Genomic DNA, 26,195 nt, shown 5'->3' with positions numbered 1-26,195 from the left:
CTATTTTGATCGCGGTTCCGATCTATTTTTCCACCTTGTTCTTAAAACTTGACTTCGACCGTCGCGCCAACTTTGCGCGGCTGTTCGTAGAAACCGTCGTTCGAAAGGGCGCCAGGACGCATCGTCTGGAAGACCTTCTCGTTGGTCAGGTTGGTCGCCCAAATCGAGAACTTCCAGTTCTCGCTCTCGGGCGTCCAGGAAGCCGACAGGTTGGTCAGCGAGTAGGCTTTCTGCGAGAAGTTGTTGGCGAAATCGTAGTAGAGGCGCGAGCTGAACGAAAGATTGCCGTTGAGCGACAGGCGGCCACCCGCCAGGTCGTGCCCCCAGTCAAAACCGACATTACCGGACCACTCGGGCGCCCGGGTCATGACGTTGCCCGAGGCATCCAGCGTCACGACGGTATTTCCGCCGTCAACCCGCGAGATAAAGCCCTGCGCCGCGATGAAATCCTTGTAGCGAGCGTGGGTATAGGCCAGGGCGCCGCGCAGCTTCAGATCGCTGGTCGGTGCCACGGTCAATTCCAGTTCGCCGCCATAGATTTCCGCATTGGCAGCATTCTGGAGGATGTAACCCGCTCCGAGGTTATCCTTCGACTGAAGCTGAAGGTTCTTGTAGTCGTAGTAATATGTCGCAAGGTTGACCCGCAGCCAATTGAACGGGTCCGACTTGATCCCGAATTCGGCGGCCTTGATCTCTTCAGGCTCGACCGGCACGCTGCGGGTACTGGCCATGTTGTAGACACCGCTCTTGAAAGCGGTGCTCCAGCTCGCATAGACGTTCGTGGTGTTGTTGATTTCGTAACGAAGGCCAACCTTGTAATTGAACTTGTTGAACGTCTTGTCGACGTTGTTGACGACCAGGTTGCCATTCACCGTCTGCGAGAATTCACGCTTTTCCGTGGTGTAACGACCGCCGAGATTGACGAACAGGCCGGGCGTGGCCTCATAGGTCACGTCGGCAAAACCCGCGAAGGAGCGGCCGCCGAGGTCCGGTTCGAGAGTCGGCCCGGCGAGGGGGAGGGTGGGATTCGCGGCCGTCCATGGTTGGAGGAAAGAGCTGCCCCCGAACTGGTAAAAATAGCCGCCCACCAGCCATTGAAATGGCCCGGGGTTCGCCGAACTGAGCTTGATTTCCTGGCTGCCTGATTCTGCGTTGAAGATGGCCGGAAAGTTTCCAAGACGCAGGTTCGACGCGTCCGAATCGGTGGTCTGGGTCCAGCGCAGGTTCAGGAAACCGCTGGTGGTTTCCAGGTTGACTGCGCCCAGATCGAGTTTGGTGTGCAGGGCGAATGTCCAGCGCCGCAGGTTCAGCAGGGGAACCTCGGTCAACGACGCCTGCCACGGGCCGGTGGGCAGAATGACGCCGGTGAAGCGGCGCCCGGCGGTGTTGCCATCGACCGGCTGGGGTGAATTGGTCGTGCTCTGCTGGTCGAAGAATTCACCGGTCAGGACTACCTTGAAATTGTCGGCCGGCTTGAACAGAACCTTGCTGCGCAGATCGATGACCCGCTGGTCGCCAAGGGTGCCGCCGCGAACCAGATCGTCGATATAGCCATCGTTCTTGCGGAACAGCGCCGACAGGTCGATCGCGGCCTTCTCGCTGATTGGCCCGGTTACATAGAGCCGGGCATCATAATCACCGGCCTCGCGCCGCATGCGCCCCACCCGCAGCGAAGCCTTGCCGCGGAAATCGAAGCTCGGATCGGGGGTGATGACATTGATCAGCCCGCCGGTCGCGTTGCGGCCAAAGGTGGTGCCCTGCGGACCGCGCAGTACTTCGACCCGCTCGACCTCGACAAGATCGATCCAGTTCGCGGCGGATTCGGGCTGATAAACACCATCGATATAGGTGGCGATGTTGGGTTCGTCGCCGATCGAGATGCCGGTCGAACCGACGCCGCGAACCACTGGTTGGAACACGCCCATGTTGCGGCTGCCGACAAAGCCGGGGACGACCTGGGTCAGCGTGCGGACGGTCGAGACGTCGGCCGATTGCAGGGCATCGCCGCCGATTGCCGTCACTGCCACCGGCACTTGCTGCAGTCTTGCTTCGCGGCGGGTTGCGGTAACGACGATATCTTCGATACCGGTCGTTGCCTGCTCGTCCTCGGGTTGGGCGGCCGCTGTATCCTGGGCTTGTACGACCGAAGAAAAAAGCGACTGCGCCAGAACGACCGTTGCAGTTGCGAACAAGCGTACTTTGAACCTTTTCATTTTCCCTCTCCCTGCGTTGTGCAATTTATTATATTGGCTCATTAACTAAACTATTTTTGTTGTGAAATATACTCTTGCAGAAAATCCAGGCGGTCATTGCCCCAGAATATTTCATCGTCGACAAACATCAATGGCGCGCCGAACACGCCTCGCTGGTAGGCCAGGCTGCGGGCCTTGCGGTATTCGTTTTGGCCGATCGGCGATTCCACGAAGGCAATCAGCCCCTCTGGGTCAAGGCCGGCTTCCGTTGCGCAGGCGCGCAGCTCTGCGCGGTCGCCCGGATCGATGCCCTGTCCCCAGATGCGATTGAAGGCGGCGGTGACATAGGCGCCCGCCTTGCCCTGCTCGCGCGCGTAAAGCGTGGCGCAATTCCAGTCGGCGCAGGCAAAGCTGGCCGGAAACCGCAAGGGGACGTCGTACTTGCGGGCCCAGCGGTTGAGGTCCGCCATCATCACCTTGATCTTGGGGGCGACCTCGCGATTGGACGGGCCGTAGTTCCCCGCCGCGATCTTCGCCTCGGGGATATCGATCGGGCAATATTCGAGTTCGTAACCGGCCTTGCGGGCAATATCGGGCAGCTTCAGCTGCGCGAGGTAGCTGAAGGGACTGATGAAGTCGAAATAGAAGTCAATCTTGCGGGTCATCGCGCGGTCTCGAAGCCGACCAGCTTCTCGTAATTGTCCCAGAAGCCGACAATGGCGCCTTCAGTGACAAGGTGGTCGGCATCTTCGGCGCGGCCACCGCCCATGGCGATGAACGAGGTCGCCTGCTGCTCGCCGACGATTGCGTTCTGCACGATTTCGACCGCTTCGCCGTCTTCCATCGAAATCAGGCCGGCCGGACCGATCAGATTGGTCTGCTTGCGCCGGATTGCCTGCATTTCGGCGTCGTCGTCGGCATAGCCGAAGTGGGTCCAGACCAGCTCGAAGGCCTCCGGCCCCTTGGGCACGATCTGCCGCACCGCAAGCGTGTTCTGGATCTGCTGGAGGACGAGGTTCGGGAACACCGCAAGGATAACCAGGGTAATGCCGTCCTCGAATTCCTGGCGGCCCTTGAGCAGCGACATGTCCTGCAGCTTGAACTCGGTATCGAAGGTCCGGGAATCGCCATAGGCCTGCTTGTCAGCAGTCTCGTCGTTGCTGGCGGCGATCGAATAGAGCAGCGAATGCCGCTTTTCGGTATCCATCACCGACTTGCCGGTCTGGGTCGAGCGATAGAGGCCGAACGTGTTGTGGAACAGGTGCAAGAGGCTGGCGTGATAGGGATCGCGGGTATTCTCGGCATAGAGCTTCCAGTTGCCGTGAACATATTGCCGCTGGTCGCCCAGCACCTTGATCGGCTTGTGCATGATCCGTTCGACATGCTCGACCACCAGCGGGCCGAGAAAATCGTTCAGGGGCACCACGCTTTGCGAAAAGCTCGCGAAGACCAGCCCGCCGACGATCCCGACGCGCAGCTGCTTGAGGCCGTGCTGCTTCATGTCGAAATCGCCGGGCATGCCGCCCTGGCCCTTGAGACCCCGGCGAAACGGCACCCCGATCAGATTGCCGGCGAGGTCATAGGCCCATTGGTGGTACACGCATTCGAGGTTCGGACGATTGCCGCGCAGTTCGCGGCAGACCAGGGCGCCGCGATGGGCGCAGCGGTTGACCACGACATGAACGGCGCCGTCCGCAGCCCTGGTAACGATGACCGGCGTTTCGCCAATGAACGTCGATTTGAAATCGCCAGCTTCCGGGATTTCCGCTTCGAGCGCGACGAACGACCAGTTCTCGCCCTGGAAGATCTTTTCCTGCTCGCGCGCGTGATATTCCGGGTCGGTGAAGACCCGATAGGGAACCCGGCGACCAGTTCCGGTTGCGGTCTTCGAGAGGTTCTCACCTAGCACAGCTGTGTCGGTCATGGTCAAAATCCTGGTCGCGGACTAAATCGGGCGAACCATCATCGTGTCGATGAGGTTGGTATCGAAAACGGCGATCTTCGAACGGAACATCGGGCGTTCGCCCGACAGATCGATCTCGTCGATATATTTGCCTGAATTGTAGATCGTGGTGCGTCCGTCAGTGCGGGTCATGAGGACCGCGTAGTTGGTTTGCGCCTTGGCGAGCGTTCCAGTTGTGGAAACGACCCGGGTCGGACCGAGAATATGACGGTAGGCATGAACCGGAAAGATATTGGCCTTGCGCAGGGACACGATGCGATCCACCAGCATGCCGCGGCTGTCGCAATAAATCGCGGCCGAAACCATGTTTCGCTCGAAATTTTCGCGCGCGATCACGGTATAGACGCAGTCCGAAACAAACAGTTCCGGCCATTCTTCCAGGCGATCGTCGTCGATGAGTTCGGCGTAGAGCGCGTTGAGCTCGGTCGCGAGCTGCTGGATTTCGAAGCGTGCAGGAGCGTCGGCTAGCATTCAGGCGCTCCCTTCGGGCTTGTCGATGCAAACCCAGCCGTCTTCGATCGTGACGGAATAGGTCCTGAGCGGAATCTGGCAGGGAAAGGCCTTGGCCGCGCCGGTCGCGATGTCGAACGAACCGCCGTGGAACGGGCATTCGATGAGCCCGCCGTCCTGGTAGCCATCGGTCAACATGGCATTGCCATGCGTGCACAGATTGTCGGTGACGAACACATCGCCATCGACGTTGTAGACCGCAAGCGCAGGCATCTGTTCCTGGTAAACCGCGACCGGTTCACCGTCCTTGACGTCTGCCACTTGGCAAAGGCGCAATTTGTTCGACATGGCGTCTGGCAATTCCAATCTGGGTTCTGGACAAGCGATCGAATGGGCGATCAGCCGAGGGGAATATCCATTCCGTAGCCCGCAGCCTCGTTGCCGTGACCGAAGATGTCGCGGGTGTAATATTCTTGCTGGCTCGGGGCCTTGCGGGCACCCCAGCCGAACTCCCACAGCCAGCCCGACGGGTTGGCGCAGTAGAAGGTCAGCGCCTGGTCGTTTGCGTGCTTGCCGAGTTGCAGGGCGACGTCGATCTTGCGGGCCCGCACAATGTCATGCGCGAGGCCGAGATCGTCGAGGTCGGTATATTCGAACATCAGGTGGTTGATGCGTTTTTCCATCGGGCCAAGCCCGAAGGCGATCGAATGCTGCCGCTCGTTGCAGTGCATGAAGTACGGCTGCGCCACCATCCCGTTGGGCAGCTGCAGGTGATACTCGACCGACCCGCGCAGTCCCAGCAGGCCATAGAACGCCGCTGCCGCCGCAACATCGTCCTGGCGCAGGATGCAGTGGCCGATCCCTTCGGAGCCGGTCAGGAACCTGCCGAACATCGGGCGCCCGGGGTGGAAGGGCTTGTGGGTGTCGACCTGGGGTGCGTAAAAGATTTCGGTCGGATTTCCGCCGGGATCGGCCAGCTTGGCAAGGCCGAGCACGCGCCGTTCGCGCGCTTCGGCTTCGCTCGCCACTTCAACCGCGATTCCGGCGGCAGCCAGCTGTGCCACCATGGCGTCGAATTCCACCGGACCGGCAACGCGCCAGCCAAGATAGGCAAGATCATCGGTATCACCGGCATGCAGGGCAATGCGATGGTGCCACTGGTCCATGCGCAGATAAAGGCAGTCACCTTCACCCTCATCGACGATCTCCATGCCGGCGACTTCGGCAGCATAACTGCGCCACGCATCAAGGTCGGTGACGGTCAACCCGAGGTAACCGAGTTCCGTGACTGCTACCATTTGCCTTCTCTCCCAGAGGACGCGGTTCGCGTGTCGCCGAACCGTCATCGCCGATTATTTTGACGCCGACTCTTGCCGACCGAGTCGAGGCGATAGTCGATAGTTCTCCATAGTGCAATACGTTGCACTGGGTAATTTGTTGGTGTAGGAAGTTCGCAACAGAAGGTCGGTCCAGCGATTCGTCCGTGATGCGCGGACGGCGTGGAGCCGGGTTCGTGAGCACCGCCAAGGTGTTCGGCCAGCCAGCGAAAGCCGTCCGTGCGGCTTCCGCTTATTGGGAGTGGAGCGTTATGGAAGCCGCAGAGAAGCGTGTCGGCCGGATTGCCGATTTGCAAGCGATCAAACAACGACTGAAATCGTGGCTCGTCAAGGATCAGGCGAGGGGAATCTTCCAGATCGACCGTGCCGCTTTCACCGATACCGAACTGTTCGATATCGAGATGAAATACATTTTCGAGCGCAACTGGATCTTCCTTGCGCACGAAAGCCAGGTCGCCAAGCCCCACGATTTCCTGACCACCAAGATCGGGCGATTCCCGGTGATCATCACCCGGGACCGTTCGGGGACGGTCCGTGGGCTGGTCAACGCCTGCGCTCACCGCGGCGCCAAGGTGTGCCGGGAGAAAGCCGGCAACAAGAAGACTTTCATGTGTCCTTTCCACGGTTGGACCTATTCGTCCGCAGGCGACCTTCTTGACGTCACCGAGGAAGCGGCAGGGGGATATGGACCCGGTTTCGACCGCGCCGATTTCGGGCTTCCCCAGATCGCCCGGCTCGAAATCTACCGCGGCTTCATCTTTGGCAGCCTGTCGGACGATGTCTTGCCGCTTGAGGAATATCTGGCCGGTTCGAAGGCGTTCATCGACTTGCTGGTGGACCAGTCGCAGCACGGCGAGATGGAGGTTCTTCCCGGCTCCACCCGCTATCGCTACAAGGGCAACTGGAAAATGCAGGTCGAGAATGGGCTCGACGGCTACCATGTGGCCACCGTTCACGGCAATTATTTCATGACGGTCCAGCGCCGCGTCGAAGGCGCTTCGAAGAATGATACCAAGGCGATCGATTTTGCGAATTTCAACCAGCAGGATGGCGGCTCGTTTTCCTTCCACAACGGACATTCGGTGCTTTGGGCCGACTACGCCAATTTCAGGGACCGGCCAAACTTTGACGTGCTCGACTGGATCGTGGATACCCATGGCGATGAAAAGGCGCTGTGGATGAACAAGCGGATCCGCAACCTGCAGCTTTTCCCCAATGTCTTCCTGATGGATCAGACCAGCACGCAGATCAGGATCATTCAGCCGATCTCCGTCGATGAGACCGAGGTCACGACCTATTGCGTCGCGCCGGTTGGTGAAAGCGCCGCGGCCCGGGCGCTGAGGATCCGGCAGTATGAGGACTTCTTCAATGCCAGCGGCATGGCGACGCCGGACGACCTGACTGAATTCAACAACTGCCAGGCCGGGTTTGGCGCGGGAGAAGGGCGGATGAACGACATGTCGCGCGGCGCGACGCGCTGGACCAAAGACGCCGGGCAATTCGGTGCTGCGCTTGCGGTGGATGCGGTGATGAGCAGTCCGGCGGTGGCCGACGAGGGGCTCTATGTTGCCATCCACGACGAATGGATCAGCCGGATGAACACCGCGATCGACCAGGAGACCGCAGAATTGATTGCCAAGGGCGATCTGGAGTTGGCGCGATGACGGCGGCCGATACGCAGTGGCTGGCCGTTTGCCGCTTTCTCGGCCGCGAGGCGGTTGCGCTCGACGAAAAGGACTGGGACACTTGGCTGTCGCTCTATGCGGAAGACGCGGAATACTGGGTTCCGGCCTGGGATGATCGCGAGCGTCTGACCGCCGATCCGCAGCGCGAAATCTCGCTGATCTATTACCACAATCGCGGCGGTCTTGAGGATCGTGTCTTTCGCATCCGCACTGGGCGGTCCTCGGCAAGCACGCCTGGCGCGCGCACTTCCCACATGTTCACACTGCTATCGACTGAAGATGCCGATGGTCTGGTGCGGGCGCGCACGTCGTGGACGGTGACGTCGGTGCTCGATGGGGTGGTAACCGTCTACAGCGGATCGGCCTTCTACGATCTTGAGCCGGTCGGCGGAAGTTTTGTGATCAAGCGCAAGAAGACCGTGATCATCAACGACCTCGCGCAGACCATGCTCGATGTCTACAGCATCTGATCGGTCCATGTCAGCTTCACCAATGCGTCCCGTCGTCGGGACCATGATCGGCGATCCTGCCGGGATCGGGCCCGAAGTGACAGTTAAGGCGCTCGCGGACGGATCGGTGCACGAAGTGTCGATACCGGTGCTGGTCGGCTCGGCTGCGGCGGTGGAGCGTGCTCTCGACATGACCGGGGTCAAGGCACGGGTGCGCCGGATGCGCTCGTTCGAGGCGCCCAGCGACGAGGCCGGGGTGATCGACGTGATCGACACCGGCGCCTTGCCGGACGGCGTTCTGCCGCTGGGTGAGGATACCGAAGTGGCCGGCCATGCCACTGCGCAATGGCTGGACGAGTTGGACGGTCTGGCCCGGGACGGGTCCTTCGCCGCTACGATCATGGGGCCGATCAGCACCGGTTCGCTCAAGATGGCCGGAAAACTCGACAAGGTCATCAGCCCGACGCCAGGCGAAAGCTATCTGGTGTTGTTGACCGGCCCCTTGCGGGTCGCGCATCTCACCGATCACATGTCGCTGCGTCAGGTGATCGACGTCATCACCGCCGATCTCGTGGCCAAGGCGATCGGGCAGGTCAACGATGCCATGCAATCCTGGGGAATCGCCCGTCCTCGTATCGCCGTGGCCGGGCTCAACCCCCACGCCATGGGTGACGAGGACCGGCTCGCGATTGCCCCGGGGGTCGAGCGGGCGCGGGCATCGGGCATCGCGGTGGAAGGTCCGATTGCACCCGATTCGGTGTTCCGCCAGTGCATCGAGGGGCGTTACGACATGGTCCTGGCGATTTTCCACGATCAGGGACACATTGCGGTCAAGACCTGGGGTTTTTCGGGCAACTGCGTGATCATGATGGGGCCGCCCTATCTGCACATGTCGGTCGCCCATGGTACCGCCTATGACATTGTCGGCACGGGCAAGGCGGACGCGGCGATGATGCGCAGCGCGATGCGCACCTGCGGCCAGCTCGCATCGGGCCAGGGATTTGTGGGAGAAGCGCAATGAATGCCTTTGCACCAGTGGGGGCACCTTCGCTGCCGACGGCGGTCGATTACAAGGTTTACCACGATACGCGGATTTTCGCTGCCGAGCAGCGCAACGTCTTCAAGGGGCGCACCTGGTGCTACCTTGGGCTCGAAGCCGAGATACCCAACGCCGGTGACTTTCGCGCAACCCATGTCGGCGAAACGCCGGTGGTGCTGGTGCGCGGTCAGGAAAACAAGGTCCACGCCTGGGTCAACCGGTGCGCGCACAAGGGGGCGACGGTGTGCCGCTCGTTGCGCGGCAACCAGGCCGACGGTGCGTTCGTGTGCGTCTACCATCAGTGGGCCTATGATGCCGAAGGCACGCTGGTCGGCGTGCCGTTCCGGCGTGGCCTCAAGGGAGTAGGGGGCTACGACAAGGATTTCGATCCGGCCACTCACTCGCTCGAAAAGCTCCGGGTGGAGAGCTACAAGGGCATGGTGTTCGGCACGTTTTCAACCGACATCGAGTCGCTTGAAGATTTTCTCGGTCCGGTGATGCGCAAGTATATCGACCGCGTTTTCCACCACCCGATCAAGGTGCTGGGTTACTCCCGGCAATATATGGCGGGTAACTGGAAGCTCTATTCCGAGAACAGCCGCGACAGCTACCACGGGGCCTTGCTGCACCTGTTCTACCCGACCTTCGGAATCTACCGGCAAAGCCAGGACAGCGCGGGGGAACTGGCCGAGCAAGGCTTCCACAACGTCTTTACCGTTGCCAAGCCCAAGGGCGACATCGACTACGGCTCGTTCGGCGATGAGGCCAATCGCGAAATGCAAGGCGCTGCCAAATTGCAGGACGAAAGCCTGTTGCAGTTCCGGCCCGAGATCGAGGACGATGTCGGCCTGCACATCCAGTCGCTGTTTCCCTCGGTCGTTCTGCAGCAGATCCAGAACACGCTGGCGACACGCCAGATCGTGACGCACGGTGTCGACAAGACCGAATTGGTCTGGACCTATTTCGGCTATGCTGACGACGATGAGGAAACCACGCGTCACCGCCTGCGCAACCTGAACCTTGTCGGCCCCTCCGGCCTGATCTCGATGGAAGACGGCGAAGCGGTCGAGCTTTGCCAGCAAGGGACGATTGGGGCCGAAGGCAAGCACAGTTTCATCGAAATGGGCGGCGACGACGTGCGGGGCTATTACGCGCCGATGGGCATGGACGAGAACGCCGTGCGCGGCTTCTGGAAAGGCTACCTAAGCCTGATGGGCGATGCCCTTGCCGCCAGCGCGGAAGCATCGGCATGAGCCTGGTCGATCCCGCATTGCAGGGCCTGGTCGATGGCCTGAACGCCGCCTACGGTCTGTGCCTGAATGACGGCCGGCTCGAGCAGTGGCCCGAGTTTTTCGTCGATGATTGCCTTTACCAGGTGATCGCCCGCGAGAATGTCGACAACGGGCTGCCCGCCGCGGTGATGTATTGCGACAGCAAGGGCATGCTGGTCGATCGGGTGGTGGCGCTGCGCCGGGCCAACGTCTTCCCGGAACATTTCAGCCGTCACCTGATTTCGCGGGCGGTCCTGACCGGGACTGATGGCGAGACCGTGACGGCCGAGGCCAGCTATGCCGTGCTGCAAACCCGCAACGACGGTGAGACCCGCATCTACAACGCCGGGAAATATGTCGACCGGCTGGCGATCAAGGACGGTGCGGCCAAACTGGTGAGCCGGATGTGCGTCTACGACACCCATCGGATCGCGACGCTGCTGGCGACTCCGATCTGATGGCCGAACATCGATCTGGCGTCGAAAAGAAACCTAGAGGAGAAGCACAATGAAACTGTTCATCAGCCCGGGCGCCTGCTCGCTCGCCCCTCATATCGCCCTGCGCGAAACCGGAGCCGATTTCGAAGCGGTCAAGGTCGATCTGGCCGTACGCAAGACCGAGGCGGGCGAGGATTTCCTCGCCGTCAATCCGTCCGGCAAGGTCCCGGCCCTGACTCTGGACAGCGGCGAGACCCTGACCGAAAACCCCGCCATCCTGCTGTATATTGCCGACCAGAACCCCGCATCCGGCCTGGCCCCGGCCGAAGGCAGCCTCGATCGCTACCGGTTGCTGAGCCGCCTCAGCTTTCTCGGTTCGGAATTTCACAAGGCGTTCGTGCCGCTGTTTGCTCCCGGGACCTCCGACGAAGCGAAGGCGTCGGCCGCAGAATCGGTCAAGAACCACCTCGCCGCGCTCGACAAGGAACTCGCCGGGCGTGACCATTATGCGGGCAACGCCTTCAGCGTGGCCGACATCTACCTGTTCGTGATGCTGGGCTGGCCGGCCTATGTCGGTATCGACATGACCGCCTACCCCGCGCTCGGCGCCTATGCCGGCAAGATCGCGCAGCGGCCCGCCGTCGGCGCGGCGCTCAAGGCCGAAGGCCTGGCGTGAGCCGGACCGGCCGGTTTGGGGCATGATGCGATCGGGTTGAATCATTCTCCATTTGCAAATGCGTTCTGTTTTATGCAATAACGCCGGGAATCCGAACGAACACGAGTCCGGTTGCCTTGCCTGTCGCAATGGCAGGCAAGGCAACCGGCCAAAAATCGGTTGAGAATTGATCGGGAGAGCCATGACTGCCGTAACCAACGACATCGCACGCCCGGAGATTGGCAAGTCCATCACGGTCGATGGCAGCGTCACCAACTACCACGATGTGGGCGAGGGCGCACCCGTCCTGCTGATCCACGGATCGGGACCCGGGGTGACCGCCTGGGCCAACTGGCGGCTCAACATGCCCGAGCTGGCGAAGCGCTTCCGCGTCATCGCGCCCGACATGTTCGGCTTCGGCTATTCGGATCCCAAGGGGCGAATCGAAGACAAGCGGGTGTGGGTCGATCAGGTGGCATCGCTGCTGGATGCCCTCGGGATCGACAAGGTCTCGATGGTCGGCAATTCCTTCGGCGGGGGCATCACCCTGGCATTCATGATCGCGCATCCCGATCGGGTCGAACGGGCGGTGCTGATGGGGCCGGCAGGGCTCGATTTCCCGATCACGCCGGCGCTCGATCTGGTCTGGGGCTACCAGCCTTCGCTGGAAGAAATGCGCGCCTCGCTCAAGTACCTGGCCTGGGACCACAGCCGTCTGACCGAAGACCTGATCCAGTCGCGCTATGAAGCGAGTGCGCGTCCGGAAGCGCACGATCCCTATCACGCGACCTTCGGCGGGGCGGACCGGCAGCGCAACATCGCGATGCTGGCAAGCCGCGAGGAAGACGTGGCGGCGCTCCAGCATGAAACGCTCATCCTGCACGGCCTGTTCGACCAGGTGATCCCGCTGGATTCGACCGTGCGCCTGGCCAGCCTGCTGGCGCGCGCCGACCTGCACGTATTCGCGGAATGCGGCCATTGGGTGCAGATCGAACGCATGGCGAGCTTCAACCGCATGGTGACCGAATTTTTTGAGAACGGCCTCAAGGCCTGAAGGGACAAGGAGATCTGAAATGGCGCTGACCGGTGTACTTCGCCCTGGCTATGTCCAGCTGCGCGTCCTCGATCTGGATGAGGCAATCCAGCACTATCGCGACCGCATCGGTCTCAACCTGGTGAGCGTCGAAGACGGAAGGGCGTTCTTCCAGGCCTTCGACGAGTTCGATCGCCACAGCATAATCCTGCGCGAGGCCGATTCCGCCGGGCTCGACCGGATGGCGTTCAAGGTCGCCAAGGATGCCGATCTCGACCACTTTGCCGAACGGCTGCTCGACATGGGGGTCCACGTCGATATCATTCCGGCTGGCGAGGATCCCGGCGTCGGTCGCAAGATCCGCTTCAACACGCCGACCGCCCACGTGTTCGATCTCTATGCCGAGATGGAGCTGTCCGAAACCGGGCCGGCCGTGCGCAATCCCGACGTCTGGATTGCCGAGCCGCGCGGCATGCGCGCGACCCGGTTCGATCACTGCGCCCTCAATGGTGTCGATATTTCGGCTAGCGCGAAGATCTTCGTCGAGGCTCTCGATTTCTCGGTGACCGAAGAATTGGTGGACGAGGCTTCGGGCACGCGCCTTGGCATCTTCCTGTCGTGCAGCAACAAGGCGCACGACGTGGCATTCCTGGGCTATCCCGAAGACGGGCGGATCCACCACACTTCCTTCAACCTCGAATCCTGGCACGATGTCGGCCATGCGGCGGACATCATCAGCCGCTACGACATTTCGCTGGATATCGGCCCGACCCGCCACGGGATCACGCGCGGGCAGACGATCTACTTCTTCGACCCGTCGGGCAACCGCAACGAGACCTTCAGCGGCGGCTACACCTACTATCCCGACAATCCGCGCCGGATGTGGCAGGCCGAGAATGCCGGCAAGGCGATCTTCTATTACGAGAAGGCGCTCAACGACCGCTTCATGACGGTGAACACCTGAGCATGGACGGGGTGGCGACCATCCGGTCGGTCGGGCACGATCTTGCCGCCAAAGCGGTGCAGGTCGCCGTGGCCAAAGGCGGCGAGGTGGGCTGCCCTCTCGTCGCTGCGGTGGTTGGTGCCACGGGGGAGTTGGTCGCCCTGCTGCGCGCCATCGGGGCGCCGTTCCCATCCTCGCAGATCGCGCAGGACAAGGCCTATACCGCAGCCAGCTTCAAGGTTCCCTCGCCTGACGTCTTCAAGATGGTCGAAGGCAACCCGGCGCTAAGCGGGGGTATAGCCGCTAAGCCCGGCATCGCCATGTTCGGCGGCGGGTTGCCGATCATGATCGCTGGCGAGATCGTTGGCGCTATCGGCGTGTCTGGCGGAACCGAGGAACTCGATACGCAGTGCGCCAACGCCGCCCTCACCGCGATCGGAGCGGCGCAATATTGAGCGCGCGACACCATTGAGACTTTACGGAGAAACGAAAAACCCATGGCAACCCAAGGCACCCTGGCCGTTACCGATACCGTCCTGAACTTCATCGGGGGCTCCTATCGCCGTGGGAGCACCGGCAAGACGTTCGCCAATATCGATCCGGCAACCGGCTTGCAGACCGGCACCGTCCACGAAGCGAGTGAGCAGGACGTTGCCGATGCCGTGGCAGCCGCCAGGGAAGCCCTGAACGGTCCGTGGGGCAAGATGACGACGGCCGAGCGAGTCAAGCTCATCTCGGCCGTCGCCACCGAAATCGAACGCCGCGCGGACGATTTCCTCGCTGCCGAAGTGGCGGATACCGGCAAGCCGCGCCATGTCGCCTCGCACATCGACATTCCGCGCGGCGCCGCTAACTTCCGGATGTTCGCCGACGTCATTGCCACTACCCCGACCGAATCCTTCGCCACGGCGACGCCCGATGGCGGGAAGGCGCTGAACTACGTCGTGCGCAAACCCAAGGGTGTGATCGCAGTGATCTGCCCGTGGAACTTTCCCCTTCTACTGATGACCTGGAAGGTCGGCCCGGCGCTGGCTTGCGGCAACACAGTTGTGGTCAAGCCCTCCGAGGAGACACCGCGGACCGCGGCGCTGCTGGGTGAGGTCATGAACGCGGTCGGGATGCCCGAGGGTGTCTACAACGTGGTGCACGGCTTCGGGGGCGGCTCGGCCGGTGAATTCCTGACCTCGAACCCCGATGTCGACGCGATTACCTTTACCGGCGAGACCGGCACCGGCCAGGCGATCATGCAAAAGGCCGCGGTCGGGGTGCGCGATATTTCGTTCGAGCTTGGCGGAAAGAATCCGGCCGTCGTGTTTGCCGACGCCGATCTCGACAAGGTGGTCGAAGGACTTTCGCGCTCGGTGTTTCTCAACACCGGGCAGGTCTGCCTCGGAACCGAGCGGGTCTATGTCGAGCGGCCGGTTTTCGATGATTTCGTCAAGCGGATGACGGCGGCGGCCAAGGCGTTCAAGCCCGGCGCGACCGGCGATAAGGCCTATCTGGGGCCGCTGATCAGCGCCGAGCACAAGGAAAAGGTGCTGGGATATTACGCCCGCGCGGTGGCCGAAGGTGCCACTGTCGTCACCGGCGGCGGGGTTCCCGCGCTGTCGGGTGACGCAGCGGGCGGCTTCTATGTCGAGCCGACGCTGTGGACGGGCCTGGCGCACGACAGTTCGGTGATGCGCGAAGAGATCTTCGGCCCGTGCTGCGGGGTCATTCCCTTCGATGCCGAAGACGAGGTGATCGGCCTGGCCAACGACACCGACTACGGGTTGTGCGCGACGATCTGGACCGAAAACCTCTCGCGGGCGCACCGCGTCGCCGCCGCGATGCAGGTTGGCGTGTGCTGGGTCAATTGCTGGTTCCTGCGCGATCTGCGCACCGCCTTCGGCGGTTCCGGACATTCCGGGATCGGCCGCGAAGGCGGTGTGCACAGCCTCGAATTCTATACCGAAACCGAAAACATCTGCGTGAAGCTTTGACACCATGACGACTGAAACCAAGATCGATCCCAAGGCGATTCAACAGGCGGCCGAGCAATTGCGGGGCGCGGCTGCCAGCGGCAAGCCGGTAGCGCCGATCCGCGATCTCATTTCGGCCGGCGGGGTGGATGCCGCCTACGCCGTGCAGGAAATCAACACCCGGCACGCCCTTGACAGCGGGCGGCGCCTGGTCGGCCGCAAGATCGGGCTGACCTCGCTGGCGGTGCAGCGCCAGCTCGGCGTTGACCAGCCCGATTACGGCATGCTGTTCTCCGACATGGACGTGCCCGAAGGGTTTCCTATCTCGCTCGATCAGGTCATCCAGCCCAAGGTCGAGGCGGAAATCGCGATCGTGGTCGGCCGTGATCTGCCTCATCCCGATCTCACCACCGCCGAGATGATCCGCGCGGTCGAATATTTCGTGCCCGCGATCGAGATCGTCGACAGCCGGGTCGCCAACTGGGACATCCGGATCTGGGACACCGTCGCCGACAACGCCTCGAGCGGGTTGTTCGTGCTTGGCGCGGTGCCGCGCAAGCTCGAGGCGCTCGACCTGCGCGAATGCGGCATGGTGATGGAAGTGAAGGGCGAGCCGATCTCGGTAGGTGCGGGGATTGCCTGCCTCGGCAGCCCGATCACCGCAGCGCTGTGGCTGGCGCGGGTGATGGCCAAGGTGGGGCGTCCGCTGCTTGAAGGCGACGTGATCCTGTCCGGCGCGCTCGGGCCGATGGCGGGAGTCGCGCGCGGCGATGTCGTGGAAGCGAGGATCAATGGGGTCGGTACGGTGCGGGCGGCTTTCGCCGCCGAAGCCGGCTGACGCAGGTTAACGGGAAGATCGAAGCATGACCAAGATGAAGTGCGCCATCATCGGCTCCGGAAATATCGGAACCGACCTGATGATCAAGCTGCTCAAAGGGTCCGATAGTCTTGAACTGGCAGCAGTGGTCGGGATCGACCCGGCCTCGGAAGGGCTCGCCATGGCCCGCGAACGCGGCGTGATGACGACCCACGAGGGAATCGACGGGCTGCGCAAGCTGCCGGTCTACCCCGAAATCGGCATCGCCTTCGATGCGACGTCGGCCTACGCCCACAAGGAACACGATGCCGCCCTGCAGGCCGATGGCAAGCTGGTGGTCGACCTGACCCCGGCCGCGATCGGGCCGTTCTTCGTCCCGCCGGTCGGCGGGGTGCTTGAAGACAACATTCGCAACGTCAACATGGTCACCTGCGGCGGCCAGGCGACCATTCCCATGGTCGCCGCGGTTTCGCGGGTGACTCCGGTTCATTACGCCGAAATCGTCGCGTCGGTGTCGTCGCGTTCGGCGGGTCCGGGGACGCGCGCGAACATCGACGAGTTCACCCGCACCACCGCGAAGGCGATCGAAACGGTGGGCGGAGCCGGCCGCGGCCGGGCGATCATCATCCTCAACCCCGCCGAGCCGCCGATGATCATGCGCGACACGATCTTCACGCTGACCGATCAGGTCGACGAGGACGCCATCCGCGCCTCGATCAAGGAAATGGTCGAAACCGTCCAATCCTATGTCCCCGGCTATCGCCTCAAGCAGGAAGTGCAGTTCGAACGGTTCGGCTCGAACCGGCCGCTGAAGATCCCCGGATACGGGGAATTCGTCGGCCTGAAGACCAGCGTGTTTCTCGAAGTCGAGGGCGCTGGCGACTATCTTCCCAAGTATTCCGGAAACCTAGACATCATGACCGCTGCCGCCAAGGCAGCCGGCGAACGCATGGCCCAACAACGCCTCGCAAAGGTGGCAGCATGACCTTCAACCCCGAAACCGGCAAGCTCTACATCCAGGACGTCACCCTGCGTGACGGGATGCATGCCATTCTTCACATGTACGGCACCGACAGCGTCCGCACCATCGCCAAGGCGCTGGACGATGCCGGCGTCGATGCGATCGAGGTGTCGCACGGTGACGGCCTCAACGGCAGCTCGTTCAATTACGGCTTCGGCGCCCATACCGACTGGGAATGGATCGAAGCCGCCGCCGACGTGATCAAGAACGCCGTGCTGACCACCTTGCTGGTGCCGGGCATCGGCACGGTCGAGGAACTGCGCCGCGCCTACGCGCTCGGCGTGCGCTCGGTCCGGGTCGCCACCCATTGCACCGAAGCCGATGTCGCCAAGCAGCATATCGGCATTGCCCGCGATCTCGGCATGGATGTTTCGGGCTTCCTGATGATGAGCCACATGATCGATCCCGAGGCGCTGGCGCAGCAGGCCATTCTGATGGAAAGCTATGGGGCGCACTGTGTCTATGTGACCGACAGCGGCGGCGCGCTCGACATGGACGGGGTGCGCGATCGCCTGCGGGCCTATGACCGCGTCCTCAAGCCGGAAACCCAGCGCGGCATCCACGCCCACCACAACCTTTCGCTCGGTGTGGCCAACTCGATCGTCGCGGCCCAGGAAGGCGCGGTGCGGATCGATGCGAGCCTTGCCGGAATGGGGGCAGGGGCCGGCAACGCGCCGCTCGAGGTGTTCGTCGCCGCCGCCGACCGCAAGGGCTGGAACCATGGCTGCGACGTGATGGCACTGATGGACGCAGCAGAGGACATCATCCGTCCGTTGCAGGACCGCCCGGTGCGGGTGGATCGCGAAACGCTGAGCCTGGGCTATGCGGGGGTCTATTCGAGCTTCCTGCGCCACGCGGAAAAGGCCGCCGAACAGTATGGGCTGGATACGCGCGAAATCCTGATCGAACTGGGCAAGCGCCGGATGGTCGGGGGGCAGGAAGACATGATCGTCGATGTCGCGCTCGATCTTGTGTCCGCACGCGCAGCATAGGCCCAAGGCAATGGACAAACTTGAGCGATACGCCGAAACCCTCGACAGCGCAGCGTTGCACGCGCGTGCCACTCCGCAGCTCACCCATACCGATCCCGACCTGAGCGTCGCCGATGCGTACCGGGTCCAGAAACTGTCGGTCGCGCGGCGCCTGGCGCGGGGCGAGCGCCGCATCGGGGTCAAGATGGGGCTGACGAGCCGCGCCAAGATGCTGCAGGTCGGGGTCGACGAGGTCGCCTGGGGGCGGCTGACGGATGCCATGCTGATCGAGGAGGGCACGGCCATATCGCGGGCGCGCTTCGTCCATCCGCGGGTCGAGCCGGAAGTCGCCTTCCTGATGAAGGCGCCGCTGGCCGGCAAGGTGACCGCGGCGGCCGCGCTGGCGGCGGTCGAGGCGATTGCCCCGGCCATGGAAATCATCGACAGCCGCTATGAAAACTTCAAGTTCGCGCTGTCCGATGTCATCGCCGACAACACGTCGTCGTCCGGGCTGGTGATCGGCTCCTGGAACGATCCCGCAATGGATTTTTCGAACCTCGGCGTATACCTCGAAATCGACGGGGAAGTGACGCAGGTCGGATCGACCGCCGCGATTCTCGGCCACCCCCTGCGCTCGCTGGTCGCGGCAGCCAGGCTTGTCGCCGAAGCGGGTGAGGAGATTTCTGCCGGGGACATCGTGATGGCGGGCGGGATCACCGCCGCGCCCAATCTGGCGCCTGGCCAGACGGTGCGCACGACCGTCCAGGGGCTGGGTTCGGTCATGTTCCAGGTGGAGGCCTGAATGCCGATCATCGAGGTCAACATGCTCGAAGGGAGGACTCCCGACGACAAGGAGCGGTTGATCCGGGCTTTGACCGCTGCCGCCATCGAATCGATCGGTGCGCCGCGCGAATCGGTTCGCATCATCCTGCGCGAGATGCCGCCAGGCCATTTCGCGGTGGGTGGAGAATCCTTTGCGGCCAAAGCGGCCGCGAAGGCAGCTGGACAAGGCTAGGACAGTGACCGGCCTCCATCAAATCCGCGTGATCGGCGGCGGCGAGTTTACCTGCGGCGAGGACGAGCGGGTCCTCCTCGCAATGGAACGCTGTGGTGCCGGCGATATCGGAGTTGGTTGCCGGGGCGGCGGCTGCGGAATTTGCCGGGTGAAGGTAGTCGAAGGCGATTACCGGACCGGCAAGATGAGTGCGGCGAAGGTGCCGGATAGCGATCGCCGGGCAGGTTATGCCCTGGCGTGCCGACTGTTTCCGGCCGGAGACCTGGTCATTGCAGTGGAATAGGTTTGGAAGGAGATTTGAAATGGCTACCCAACTGAAGAGCGCGGAAAACGAATACGGCATCAAGCCCGAATACGGACACTTCATCGGCGGTGAATGGGTTTCGGGCGACAGCGGCAAGACGATCGACCTGATCAACCCGGCGACCGGGGCGGTACTCACCAAGATCCAGGCCGGCAACGCCAAGGACATCCAGCGCGCGGTCGCGGCGGCCAAGGCCGCCTTCCCGAAGTGGTCGGAAAGCTCGCCCGCCCAGCGCCAGGAACTCCTGATCGAGGTCGCCCGCAGGCTCAAGGCGCGCCACCAGCACTACGCGACGCTCGAAACCCTGAACAACGGCAAGCCGATCCGCGAATCGATGTACTTCGACATGCCGCAGGCGATCGGCCAGTTCGAAGTGTTCGCCGGCGCGGCCTATGGACTGCACGGCCAGACGCTGGACTTTCCCGATGCGATCGGCATCGTCCATCGCGAGCCTCTGGGCGTTTGCGCGCAGATCATCCCCTGGAACGTTCCGATCCTGATGATGGCCTGCAAGATCGCGCCGGCCCTGGCTTCGGGCAATACGGTTGTGCTTAAGCCCGCGGAAACCGTCTGCCTTTCGGTGATCGAATTCTTCGTCGAAATGGCCGACCTGCTGCCCCCGGGCGTAATCAACGTCGTGACCGGCTACGGTGCCGACGTCGGTGAAGCGCTGGTGACCCACGAGGATGTCCGCAAGGTCGCGTTCACCGGTTCGGTGGCGACGGCTCGCCGAATCATCCAGTATGCTTCGTCGAACATCATTCCCCAGACCCTGGAACTGGGCGGAAAGTCGGCACACATCGTTTGCGCGGATGCCGATATCGATGCCGCAGTGGAGAGCGCCACGATGTCGACCGTGCTCAACAAGGGCGAGGTCTGCCTGGCCGGTTCGCGGCTGTTCCTGCACGAATCGATCCAGGAAGAGTTCCTCGCCAAGTTCAAGGTGGCCCTCGAAGGCATCCGCCAGGGCGATCCTCTGGACTTTGCTACCCAGCTCGGTGCGCAGGCTTCGCAGATGCAGATGGACAAGGTCCAGAGCTATCTCCAGCTGGCCACCGAAGAAGGCGCGACCGTCCTCACCGGCGGCAGCCGGAACGATAGCCTGGCCGACGGGCATTTCATCAAGCCCACGGTCTTCACCAATGTCAGCAACTCGATGCGCATCGCCCGCGAGGAAATCTTCGGTCCGGTCACCAGCGTGCTGTCCTGGAACGACGAGGACGCTATGATGGCACTGGCCAACGACACGACCTATGGCCTGGCCGGCGGCGTCTGGACCAGGGACATCGCCCGCGCGCACCGGATTGCCCGCAAGCTTGAAACCGGAACGGTGTGGATCAACCGTTACTACAACCTCAAGCCCAACATGCCGCTGGGCGGATACAAGCAGAGCGGTTTCGGTCGTGAATTCAGCCATGAGGTGCTGAACCACTACACGCAGACCAAGTCGGTTATCGTCAATCTGCAGGAAGGGCGCGTGGGGATGTTCGACCAATAAGGTTTGTCCAACCTGCACAATCGGTTCGAAGAGGAGAGAGGCATTGTCTGCAAGGCTCGAAGGACAGGTCGCGCTGCTGACCGGCGGCGCAACCGGAATTGGTGCGGCGGTGGTCGCCCGCTACATCGAAGAAGGGGCCAGGGTCGGCCTGCTCGTCCGCGACGACGAGCAGGCCCAGCTGGTGCGTTCGCGCCACGGTGACAAGGTCGCCGTGGTAGCGGGCGACGTCCGTTCCTATGCAGACAATGCCCGGGCCGTTGCCGAGACAGTCGGGGCATTCGGCAAGCTGGATGTTTTTGTCGGCAATGTCGGGATCTGGGATTTCATGGTGCCGCTCGAGCAGCAGGATCCCGAGCTTCTGGAAAAGACATTCGATGAAATCTTCGATGTCAACCTCAAAGGGTACTTCTTCGGCGCGCGCGCCGCGATTCCCGAACTGAGGAAGACCAAGGGCAGCATCGTCTTCACCGCCTCGACGTCGAGCTACTACACTGGCGGCGGCGGGACACTGTATGTCGCATCGAAGCACGCGGTGCTTGGCCTGATCCGGCAGCTGGCCTGGGAACTGACCCCGGATATCCGGGTCAATGGCGTCGCGCCGGGGGGCACCCGGACTCCGCTCAGCGGGACCAAGACCGGAGGGTTTTCCGAAACCAAGATGGAGGAAATGCCTGGGCTGGACGACCTCATTTCGGGCATGACGCCGCTCGCGCGGATCGCCGAACCGGACGATCATGCGGGTCTCTACGCTCTTTTGGCTTCTCGCCGCGATTCGGCTTACATGACCGGAACGGTTCTGCTCAGCGATGGTGGCATCGGCATCGGCAAGCGGCCCGGCAGCTGACCTATCAAGATCGTTCCGGCAAGCTTTCCCGGGACGGCCGGGACGGCAGGTATATCTGGATATCGGAAAAGAAGGATCGAAACAATGGCTGAGAGATTTCCCTTCACCGACTTGCTTACCATTCCCGGGGTCATTGGTGCTGTGCGGTGGAAGCCGACGCATGTCGGACCTAGCGTCGCTCCGCCAGAACTCGTCGAATTCGGCGGCAATCTGACGAGAGACCGGGCCGAGCGGATGATGGGCCATGCCGAAGCCGGCGGGTTGGCGATCTACGGGATCGGACAGCTGAGCTATCAGCGTGCTCCGGTGGACAAGACCGTGGTCTATCCGATCGACGCATATTATGCGCACGGTCAATACACGTCTGCTATCGCTACCTTGAATCGCGTGGCGATTTTGCTCGACAACACTGAAAAGGTCGATGTTCAAGATATCGTGAACAAGATGACACGGGTCGATAACTGACATGCATCCATATCTACGCCAGCATACCAACTAGATGCCGTAATGGGCCGGCGTCTCAAGAGTAGGCAGTTGGTTGGCTGTCCCTCAGAATGATGATGTTTGGAAGCGAGGTCCGAGCGATCGGCCTCAAGCATCATGAGAGGAACAGCCATGGACTATTATGCCGGAATCGACGTCTCGCTGAAAGAGAGCAGCGTGTGTGTGGTGGATGCAGCGGGCGAAGTGGCGCGCGAAGTCAAGGTCGGCAGCGAGCCTGAATGCCTGGTCAGGTATTTTGATCAGGTGGAATTGCCGGTGGTGCGCCTCGGCCTGGAGGCGGGTCCGCTATCCCAGTGGCTGCACGCCGCTCTCGTAGCTGCGGGTCATGAGGTTGTTTTGTTGGAGACGCGGCACGTGAAGGCTGCGCTTTCGGCGATGACGGTGAAGACCGACCGCAAGGATGCGCGGGGGATCGCGCAACTGCTTCGCATGGGCTGGTACCGCCCGGTCCACGCAAAATCATCGTCGGCCTAGGACACCCGTGCGCTGCTGGTTGGCCGAAAGCTTCTGCAGTCCAAGCTACTCGATGTTGAGCTCAGCATCCGGGGCGTCCTGCGTGGCTATGGATTGAAGGTCGGCGAAGTCAGTCGAGGGCGTTACGAGGCACGCATCCGCGAGCTGATCGGAGGGCACGCCACCTTGTCGATGGTGATCGGCGCCATGCTGACGGCGCGAGCAGCGTTGTGGAGCGAGTTTACGAAGCTGCACCGCGAGATGCTCAAAATTGCGCGCTCAGACAAAATTTGCCACCGGTTGATGAGCACACCTGGCGTTGGCGCGCTGGTCGCCCTGACCTATCGGTCCGCAGTGGACGGCCCTGCTCGGTTCGGAAAATCGAGCAGGGTGGGTGCCTATTTCGGGCTCACGCCGAAGAAATATCAATCCGGCGAAACCGACCGCGACGGCCGCGTCAGCAAGGTCGGCGACGCGATGGTGCGAACCGCATTGTTCGAGGCAGCCCACATTATGTTGACGCGGGCGACGCGCTTTTCCAGCCTGAAGCGCTGGGCGCTCGATGTGGCGCAGCGCCGCGGGATGAAGCGCGCCAAGGTCGCCCTGGCACGCAAACTGGGTGTCGTTCTTCACCGCATGTGGATGGATACGACGGACTTTCGTTGGAGCGCAAACCCTGTGGTGGCATGAGGAGAGCTATGTGATTGACGCGGGCAAGTAGTAGGACTGCGTCTGATGAGGTCCCGTCGCCGGGACGCAGGCTTGGCAAGGTCGTGTGTAGTGCTGTGATTGCTTCGGCGAAGCACGCTTCCTAGATTGACCTGTCGGCTTGGTGAACTGATGGCATGGTGTGGCGGTCTTCGTGCCGACTACGGACAGAAGCATGACCCTGGCGACGAGATAATCATTCAGAGGGACTTGACGATCAAAGGCCCATTACAGAAGCACTACCTTGGCAGATTTAGGCTGGGAGGGTCGGCAGCCGCAGTGAGGGCATGCTTGTCCGGCGGTCTGGTCAGGCGGTCAATGATAGCCAGCCTAATTGCCGGCAGGCTCGGTTTCGGCGGAGGGCCCGAGACTCTTTTCCCCCCTTTGGCCTGCTTGAGCCGAAGGGGCTGGAGGAATGCGAGAGCGATCATGGGCATCAGCGCGTGTCGGTGCAGACCTTTCCTCGAGCTCACGCAGCCGCCGCATCTCCGTCGGCAACAGCCCTGCGTATTTCTTCTTCCAGTTGAAGTACGTCGCCTGGCTGATTCCTGCCTTGCGGCAGACCTCCGCCACCGGTGTACCTTCCTCACCCTGCTTGATCACGAACGCCTTCTGCGCGTCCGTAAACTTCGATGCCTTCATGCCACGCCTCCTTGCCCAGCCAAGGAAATCTGAGGCCGAAAACTCTAGCTCAAAACGATCCAGTTTTCAGGTGGCAGAGCAGTGCGGCTATGAACCGGAGTGATCGAAAAATGCTCTAGTACTACAGTTGCGGATGAAGCCGCTTTCTTCGGTGGCAGTGAGCTGCGACGAACTGGTGTATTCGCCGCCATCGGGACCATGCCCATATGAAGACGGGATGGCCTTGAGCAGCGAATATGAGCTTTGCGATGAGCCGCCGGATTTCCGGTGTTGTGAGCAAGCCCTGAAGTGGATGCGTCATGCTGCCCGTCGATCCGGACTCGTTTTGTCCCGTTTGCCTGGATTGCCGGGTTCGGGTTCGGTGTGGATCCAGGCGGCGCGGTGTTGATCGGCGGCGAGCTTGGCAAGAAATGCGGCGGCAGCCATGACCAGCGTCATGTGGCGATGCCAGCCATGCCAGGAGCGGGCCTCGCAATGATCGAGACCGAGATCATCCTTGGCGCGCAGGAAGCATTCCTCGATAGTCCAGCGCAGGCCCGCTGCTCCGGCCAGTTCCGCGAGCGAAACCCCTTCGCGCGCATGAGCGAAATAGTAGGCAATCTCGTCGGGGTTCTTGAGGCTGCGGCGAAAAAGCAGCCAGCGCTCGAAACCGTGTTGCGTTGTCCAGTTCAAGGGCAGGCGCGCCCAGTGATACAGCCGTGGCCCCTTGGCGCCTTCGCCCGCAGACAGAGCATGCCAGTCATCCGCTTCGAGTTCCCCTGCCAGATAAGCTGGATCGGTTTGGACGAGGCCCTCTTGCGTGAGGAACCGCAGATGCTGGTTGGAGCGCACCGCCAGGACATAGGGCTGGCCGCGATCCTCCAGCATGCGGCGCAACTTGTAATCCGCGCCATATAGCGCATCGGCAAGCACCCAGGCGCAGGAAATGCCGGCATCCAGTGCGGCCGCGATCATCTCCCTTGCCATGACCGGCTTGGTGGCGAAAGCAACGTCCTCGGGCACGCTCGCCTTCCGGCGGCGTTCGCTGTCCTCGGCCCAGACCTTGGGCAGATAGAGTCGGCGATCGACCAGAGCGTGGCCGTATCTACTGGCATAGCCCAGAAACACACCGACCTGGCTGTTCTCGATCCGCCCGGCTGTACCCGTATATTGCCGCGCCACCCCCACCGAATGCGCGCCCTTCTTCACAAACCCCGTCTCATCCACGACAAGCACGCCATCGTTGTCGCCAAGAGCAGCCATGACGTAATCCTGCACGCGCTCACGCAGCACATCCGCCGACCATGCGCTCCGGCCGAGCAGCGACTGGATCCGATAGGGCCGATCCAGTCCCGCCTCCTCCGCCAGCATCCATCCCGTCTTGCGCTCAGCACCCGAAAGGAGCCCATCGATGAAAGCTCCAGCTGAGGTCCGCGTCTCAGCCCGGCCCAACGCCGGGGCAAGGTGCGCCTTCAACTCGTCAAGCGCTGCCCGCCAATCAACCAGCGTCCCCGCCCACTCTGCCACCGCCATGATCCAAATCCTCCGCTGATCACGCGCAGAGAATCAGAATTTGATAACAAACGCAACTGTAGTACTAGAGCGGATTTCGAGCGTTGTGAATCGTAATGGGATTTCTCTTGGGTAGGATTTCTGATTCAGAGTGTCTGCCGGCAAAGGAGGCTGGCAGGCATGGGTCACCCGCTTTCGATGGATTTGCGCGTTCGGCTTTTAGCGGCAGTTGATGATGGCATGAGTTGCCGTGCGGCCGCCGACCGCTTTGGGGTTGCGCCCTCGACGGCGATCCGGTGGCAGGCGCAGCGCCGGGCGACCGGGAGCTTTGCGCCCAAGCCCCAGGGCGGGGACATGCGGTCTCGCCAGGTCGAGGAACGGGCGGCGGAGATTCTGGCGATCTGGGAGACCCGCAAGGACATCTCGCTTGAGGAACTGCGCGTGGCGCTGACCGAGATCGGTGTAGCGCGACAAACTGGATGAGGATTGCGCGTCAATCAGGATGAGAATGT

Annotated in this window: 26 protein-coding genes and 3 pseudogenes; 21 read left to right on the top strand and 8 right to left on the bottom strand. The window is 62.1% G+C overall.

What is annotated here, in order from left to right:
• Positions 1–41: 41 nt before the first annotated feature.
• Genes PP1Y_RS21765 through bphC form a run of 6 tightly spaced genes read right to left on the bottom strand, consistent with a single transcriptional unit; the run spans position 42 to position 5,903 of the window.
• Positions 42–2,213, bottom strand: coding sequence for a TonB-dependent receptor (locus PP1Y_RS21765; RefSeq protein WP_013832799.1), 2,172 nt, complete (start codon positions 2,211–2,213; stop codon positions 42–44).
• Positions 2,214–2,263: 50 nt separating this feature from the next.
• A complete protein-coding gene (locus tag PP1Y_RS21760) occupies positions 2,264–2,857 on the bottom strand; it encodes a 2-hydroxychromene-2-carboxylate isomerase (protein ID WP_013832800.1) in 594 nt (197 codons plus the stop codon).
• A complete protein-coding gene (locus PP1Y_RS21755) occupies positions 2,854–4,116 on the bottom strand; it encodes a Rieske 2Fe-2S domain-containing protein (protein WP_013832801.1) in 1,263 nt (420 codons plus the stop codon). Before PP1Y_RS21755 ends, PP1Y_RS21760 begins: the two co-directional genes overlap by 4 nt.
• Before the next feature lie 21 nt (positions 4,117–4,137).
• Entirely contained in the window at positions 4,138–4,626 is a 489-nt protein-coding gene (locus PP1Y_RS21750; RefSeq protein ID WP_013832802.1) for an aromatic-ring-hydroxylating dioxygenase subunit beta, read from the bottom strand.
• The gene (locus PP1Y_RS21745; RefSeq protein WP_013832803.1) at positions 4,627–4,953 is read right to left on the bottom strand and encodes a non-heme iron oxygenase ferredoxin subunit; all 327 of its coding nucleotides are present in this window, start codon (positions 4,951–4,953) and stop codon (positions 4,627–4,629) included. It lies immediately after the preceding gene.
• A 50-nt stretch (positions 4,954–5,003) separates the two neighbouring features.
• Positions 5,004–5,903, bottom strand: coding sequence for a biphenyl-2,3-diol 1,2-dioxygenase (gene bphC / locus PP1Y_RS21740; RefSeq protein ID WP_013832804.1), 900 nt, complete (start codon positions 5,901–5,903; stop codon positions 5,004–5,006).
• A gap of 215 nt (positions 5,904–6,118) precedes the next feature.
• On the opposite strand from bphC, the gene PP1Y_RS21735 reads away from it, so the two are divergent.
• The 20 genes and pseudogenes from PP1Y_RS21735 to PP1Y_RS21640 all read left to right on the top strand — a co-directional run bounded on the left by PP1Y_RS21735 (position 6,119) and on the right by PP1Y_RS21640 (position 23,532).
• Entirely contained in the window at positions 6,119–7,606 is a 1,488-nt protein-coding gene (locus PP1Y_RS21735; RefSeq protein ID WP_232512497.1) for an SRPBCC family protein, read from the top strand.
• Positions 7,603–8,097 (top strand): aromatic-ring-hydroxylating dioxygenase subunit beta, encoded by a 495-nt coding sequence (locus PP1Y_RS21730; RefSeq protein WP_013832806.1) that lies wholly within the window; start codon positions 7,603–7,605, stop codon positions 8,095–8,097. Before PP1Y_RS21735 ends, PP1Y_RS21730 begins: the two co-directional genes overlap by 4 nt.
• 7 nt (positions 8,098–8,104) lie before the next feature.
• Positions 8,105–9,097, top strand: a complete 993-nt coding sequence (locus PP1Y_RS21725; RefSeq protein ID WP_232512495.1) for a PdxA family protein — start codon at positions 8,105–8,107, stop codon at positions 9,095–9,097.
• Positions 9,094–10,368, top strand: a complete 1,275-nt coding sequence (locus PP1Y_RS21720) for an aromatic ring-hydroxylating dioxygenase subunit alpha (protein ID WP_013832808.1) — start codon at positions 9,094–9,096, stop codon at positions 10,366–10,368. The genes PP1Y_RS21725 and PP1Y_RS21720 overlap by 4 nt, the downstream gene beginning before the upstream one ends.
• Positions 10,365–10,844, top strand: coding sequence for an aromatic-ring-hydroxylating dioxygenase subunit beta (locus tag PP1Y_RS21715; RefSeq protein WP_013832809.1), 480 nt, complete (start codon positions 10,365–10,367; stop codon positions 10,842–10,844). The genes PP1Y_RS21720 and PP1Y_RS21715 overlap by 4 nt, the downstream gene beginning before the upstream one ends.
• 49 nt (positions 10,845–10,893) lie before the next feature.
• Positions 10,894–11,499, top strand: a complete 606-nt coding sequence (gstA, locus tag PP1Y_RS21710; protein WP_013832810.1) for a glutathione transferase GstA — start codon at positions 10,894–10,896, stop codon at positions 11,497–11,499.
• A 181-nt stretch (positions 11,500–11,680) separates the two neighbouring features.
• Entirely contained in the window at positions 11,681–12,532 is an 852-nt protein-coding gene (locus PP1Y_RS21705) for an alpha/beta fold hydrolase (protein WP_013832811.1), read from the top strand.
• A 19-nt stretch (positions 12,533–12,551) separates the two neighbouring features.
• Positions 12,552–13,475, top strand: a complete 924-nt coding sequence (locus tag PP1Y_RS21700) for a catechol 2,3-dioxygenase (protein WP_013832812.1) — start codon at positions 12,552–12,554, stop codon at positions 13,473–13,475.
• A gap of 2 nt (positions 13,476–13,477) precedes the next feature.
• Entirely contained in the window at positions 13,478–13,909 is a 432-nt protein-coding gene (locus PP1Y_RS21695; protein ID WP_013832813.1) for a heme-binding protein, read from the top strand.
• 42 nt (positions 13,910–13,951) lie between these two features.
• Positions 13,952–15,436, top strand: a complete 1,485-nt coding sequence (locus tag PP1Y_RS21690; RefSeq protein WP_013832814.1) for a 2-hydroxymuconic semialdehyde dehydrogenase — start codon at positions 13,952–13,954, stop codon at positions 15,434–15,436.
• A gap of 4 nt (positions 15,437–15,440) precedes the next feature.
• Entirely contained in the window at positions 15,441–16,253 is an 813-nt protein-coding gene (locus PP1Y_RS21685; protein WP_013832815.1) for a 2-keto-4-pentenoate hydratase, read from the top strand.
• 25 nt (positions 16,254–16,278) lie between these two features.
• The gene (locus tag PP1Y_RS21680) at positions 16,279–17,217 is read left to right on the top strand and encodes an acetaldehyde dehydrogenase (acetylating) (protein WP_013832816.1); all 939 of its coding nucleotides are present in this window, start codon (positions 16,279–16,281) and stop codon (positions 17,215–17,217) included.
• Complete coding sequence (gene dmpG, locus PP1Y_RS21675; protein WP_013832817.1) at positions 17,214–18,245, top strand: 4-hydroxy-2-oxovalerate aldolase; 1,032 nt, start codon at positions 17,214–17,216, stop codon at positions 18,243–18,245. Before PP1Y_RS21680 ends, dmpG begins: the two co-directional genes overlap by 4 nt.
• Before the next feature lie 10 nt (positions 18,246–18,255).
• The gene (locus PP1Y_RS21670; RefSeq protein WP_013832818.1) at positions 18,256–19,026 is read left to right on the top strand and encodes a 2-keto-4-pentenoate hydratase; all 771 of its coding nucleotides are present in this window, start codon (positions 18,256–18,258) and stop codon (positions 19,024–19,026) included.
• Positions 19,027–19,239 carry a 2-hydroxymuconate tautomerase gene (locus tag PP1Y_RS21665; protein WP_013832819.1) on the top strand — a complete coding sequence of 71 codons (213 nt, stop codon included), beginning with the start codon at positions 19,027–19,029 and terminating at the stop codon, positions 19,237–19,239.
• Between the two features lie 4 nt (positions 19,240–19,243).
• On the top strand, positions 19,244–19,522 hold the full coding sequence (locus PP1Y_RS21660) for a 2Fe-2S iron-sulfur cluster-binding protein (RefSeq protein ID WP_051010036.1): 279 nt from the start codon (positions 19,244–19,246) through the stop codon (positions 19,520–19,522).
• Positions 19,523–19,541: 19 nt separating this feature from the next.
• Positions 19,542–21,041, top strand: coding sequence for an aldehyde dehydrogenase (locus tag PP1Y_RS21655; RefSeq protein WP_013834113.1), 1,500 nt, complete (start codon positions 19,542–19,544; stop codon positions 21,039–21,041).
• Positions 21,042–21,084: 43 nt separating this feature from the next.
• Complete coding sequence (gene hcaB, locus PP1Y_RS21650) at positions 21,085–21,885, top strand: 3-(cis-5,6-dihydroxycyclohexa-1,3-dien-1-yl)propanoate dehydrogenase (RefSeq protein WP_013834112.1); 801 nt, start codon at positions 21,085–21,087, stop codon at positions 21,883–21,885.
• An 84-nt stretch (positions 21,886–21,969) separates the two neighbouring features.
• Positions 21,970–22,350 (top strand): hypothetical protein, encoded by a 381-nt coding sequence (locus PP1Y_RS21645; RefSeq protein WP_013834111.1) that lies wholly within the window; start codon positions 21,970–21,972, stop codon positions 22,348–22,350.
• Between the two features lie 150 nt (positions 22,351–22,500).
• Positions 22,501–23,532, top strand: a pseudogene (locus PP1Y_RS21640) (IS110 family transposase).
• Positions 23,533–24,000: 468 nt separating this feature from the next.
• Here PP1Y_RS21640 and PP1Y_RS21635 read toward each other — a convergent pair.
• Positions 24,001–24,192, bottom strand: a pseudogene (locus PP1Y_RS21635) (transposase); the annotation flags it as partial.
• Between the two features lie 297 nt (positions 24,193–24,489).
• Entirely contained in the window at positions 24,490–25,704 is a 1,215-nt protein-coding gene (locus PP1Y_RS21630; protein ID WP_041559081.1) for an IS701 family transposase, read from the bottom strand.
• Between the two features lie 159 nt (positions 25,705–25,863).
• Here PP1Y_RS21630 and PP1Y_RS26670 point away from each other — a divergent pair.
• Positions 25,864–26,148 (top strand): annotated as a pseudogene (locus PP1Y_RS26670) (helix-turn-helix domain-containing protein); the annotation flags it as partial.
• Between the last annotated feature and the right edge of the window lie 47 nt (positions 26,149–26,195).

Source organism: Novosphingobium sp. PP1Y (genome assembly GCF_000253255.1).
Classification (GTDB): Bacteria; Pseudomonadota; Alphaproteobacteria; order Sphingomonadales; family Sphingomonadaceae; genus Novosphingobium.
Note: the sequence above shows the minus strand (reverse complement) of the source record. Positions and strands in the feature narration are given on the sequence as shown.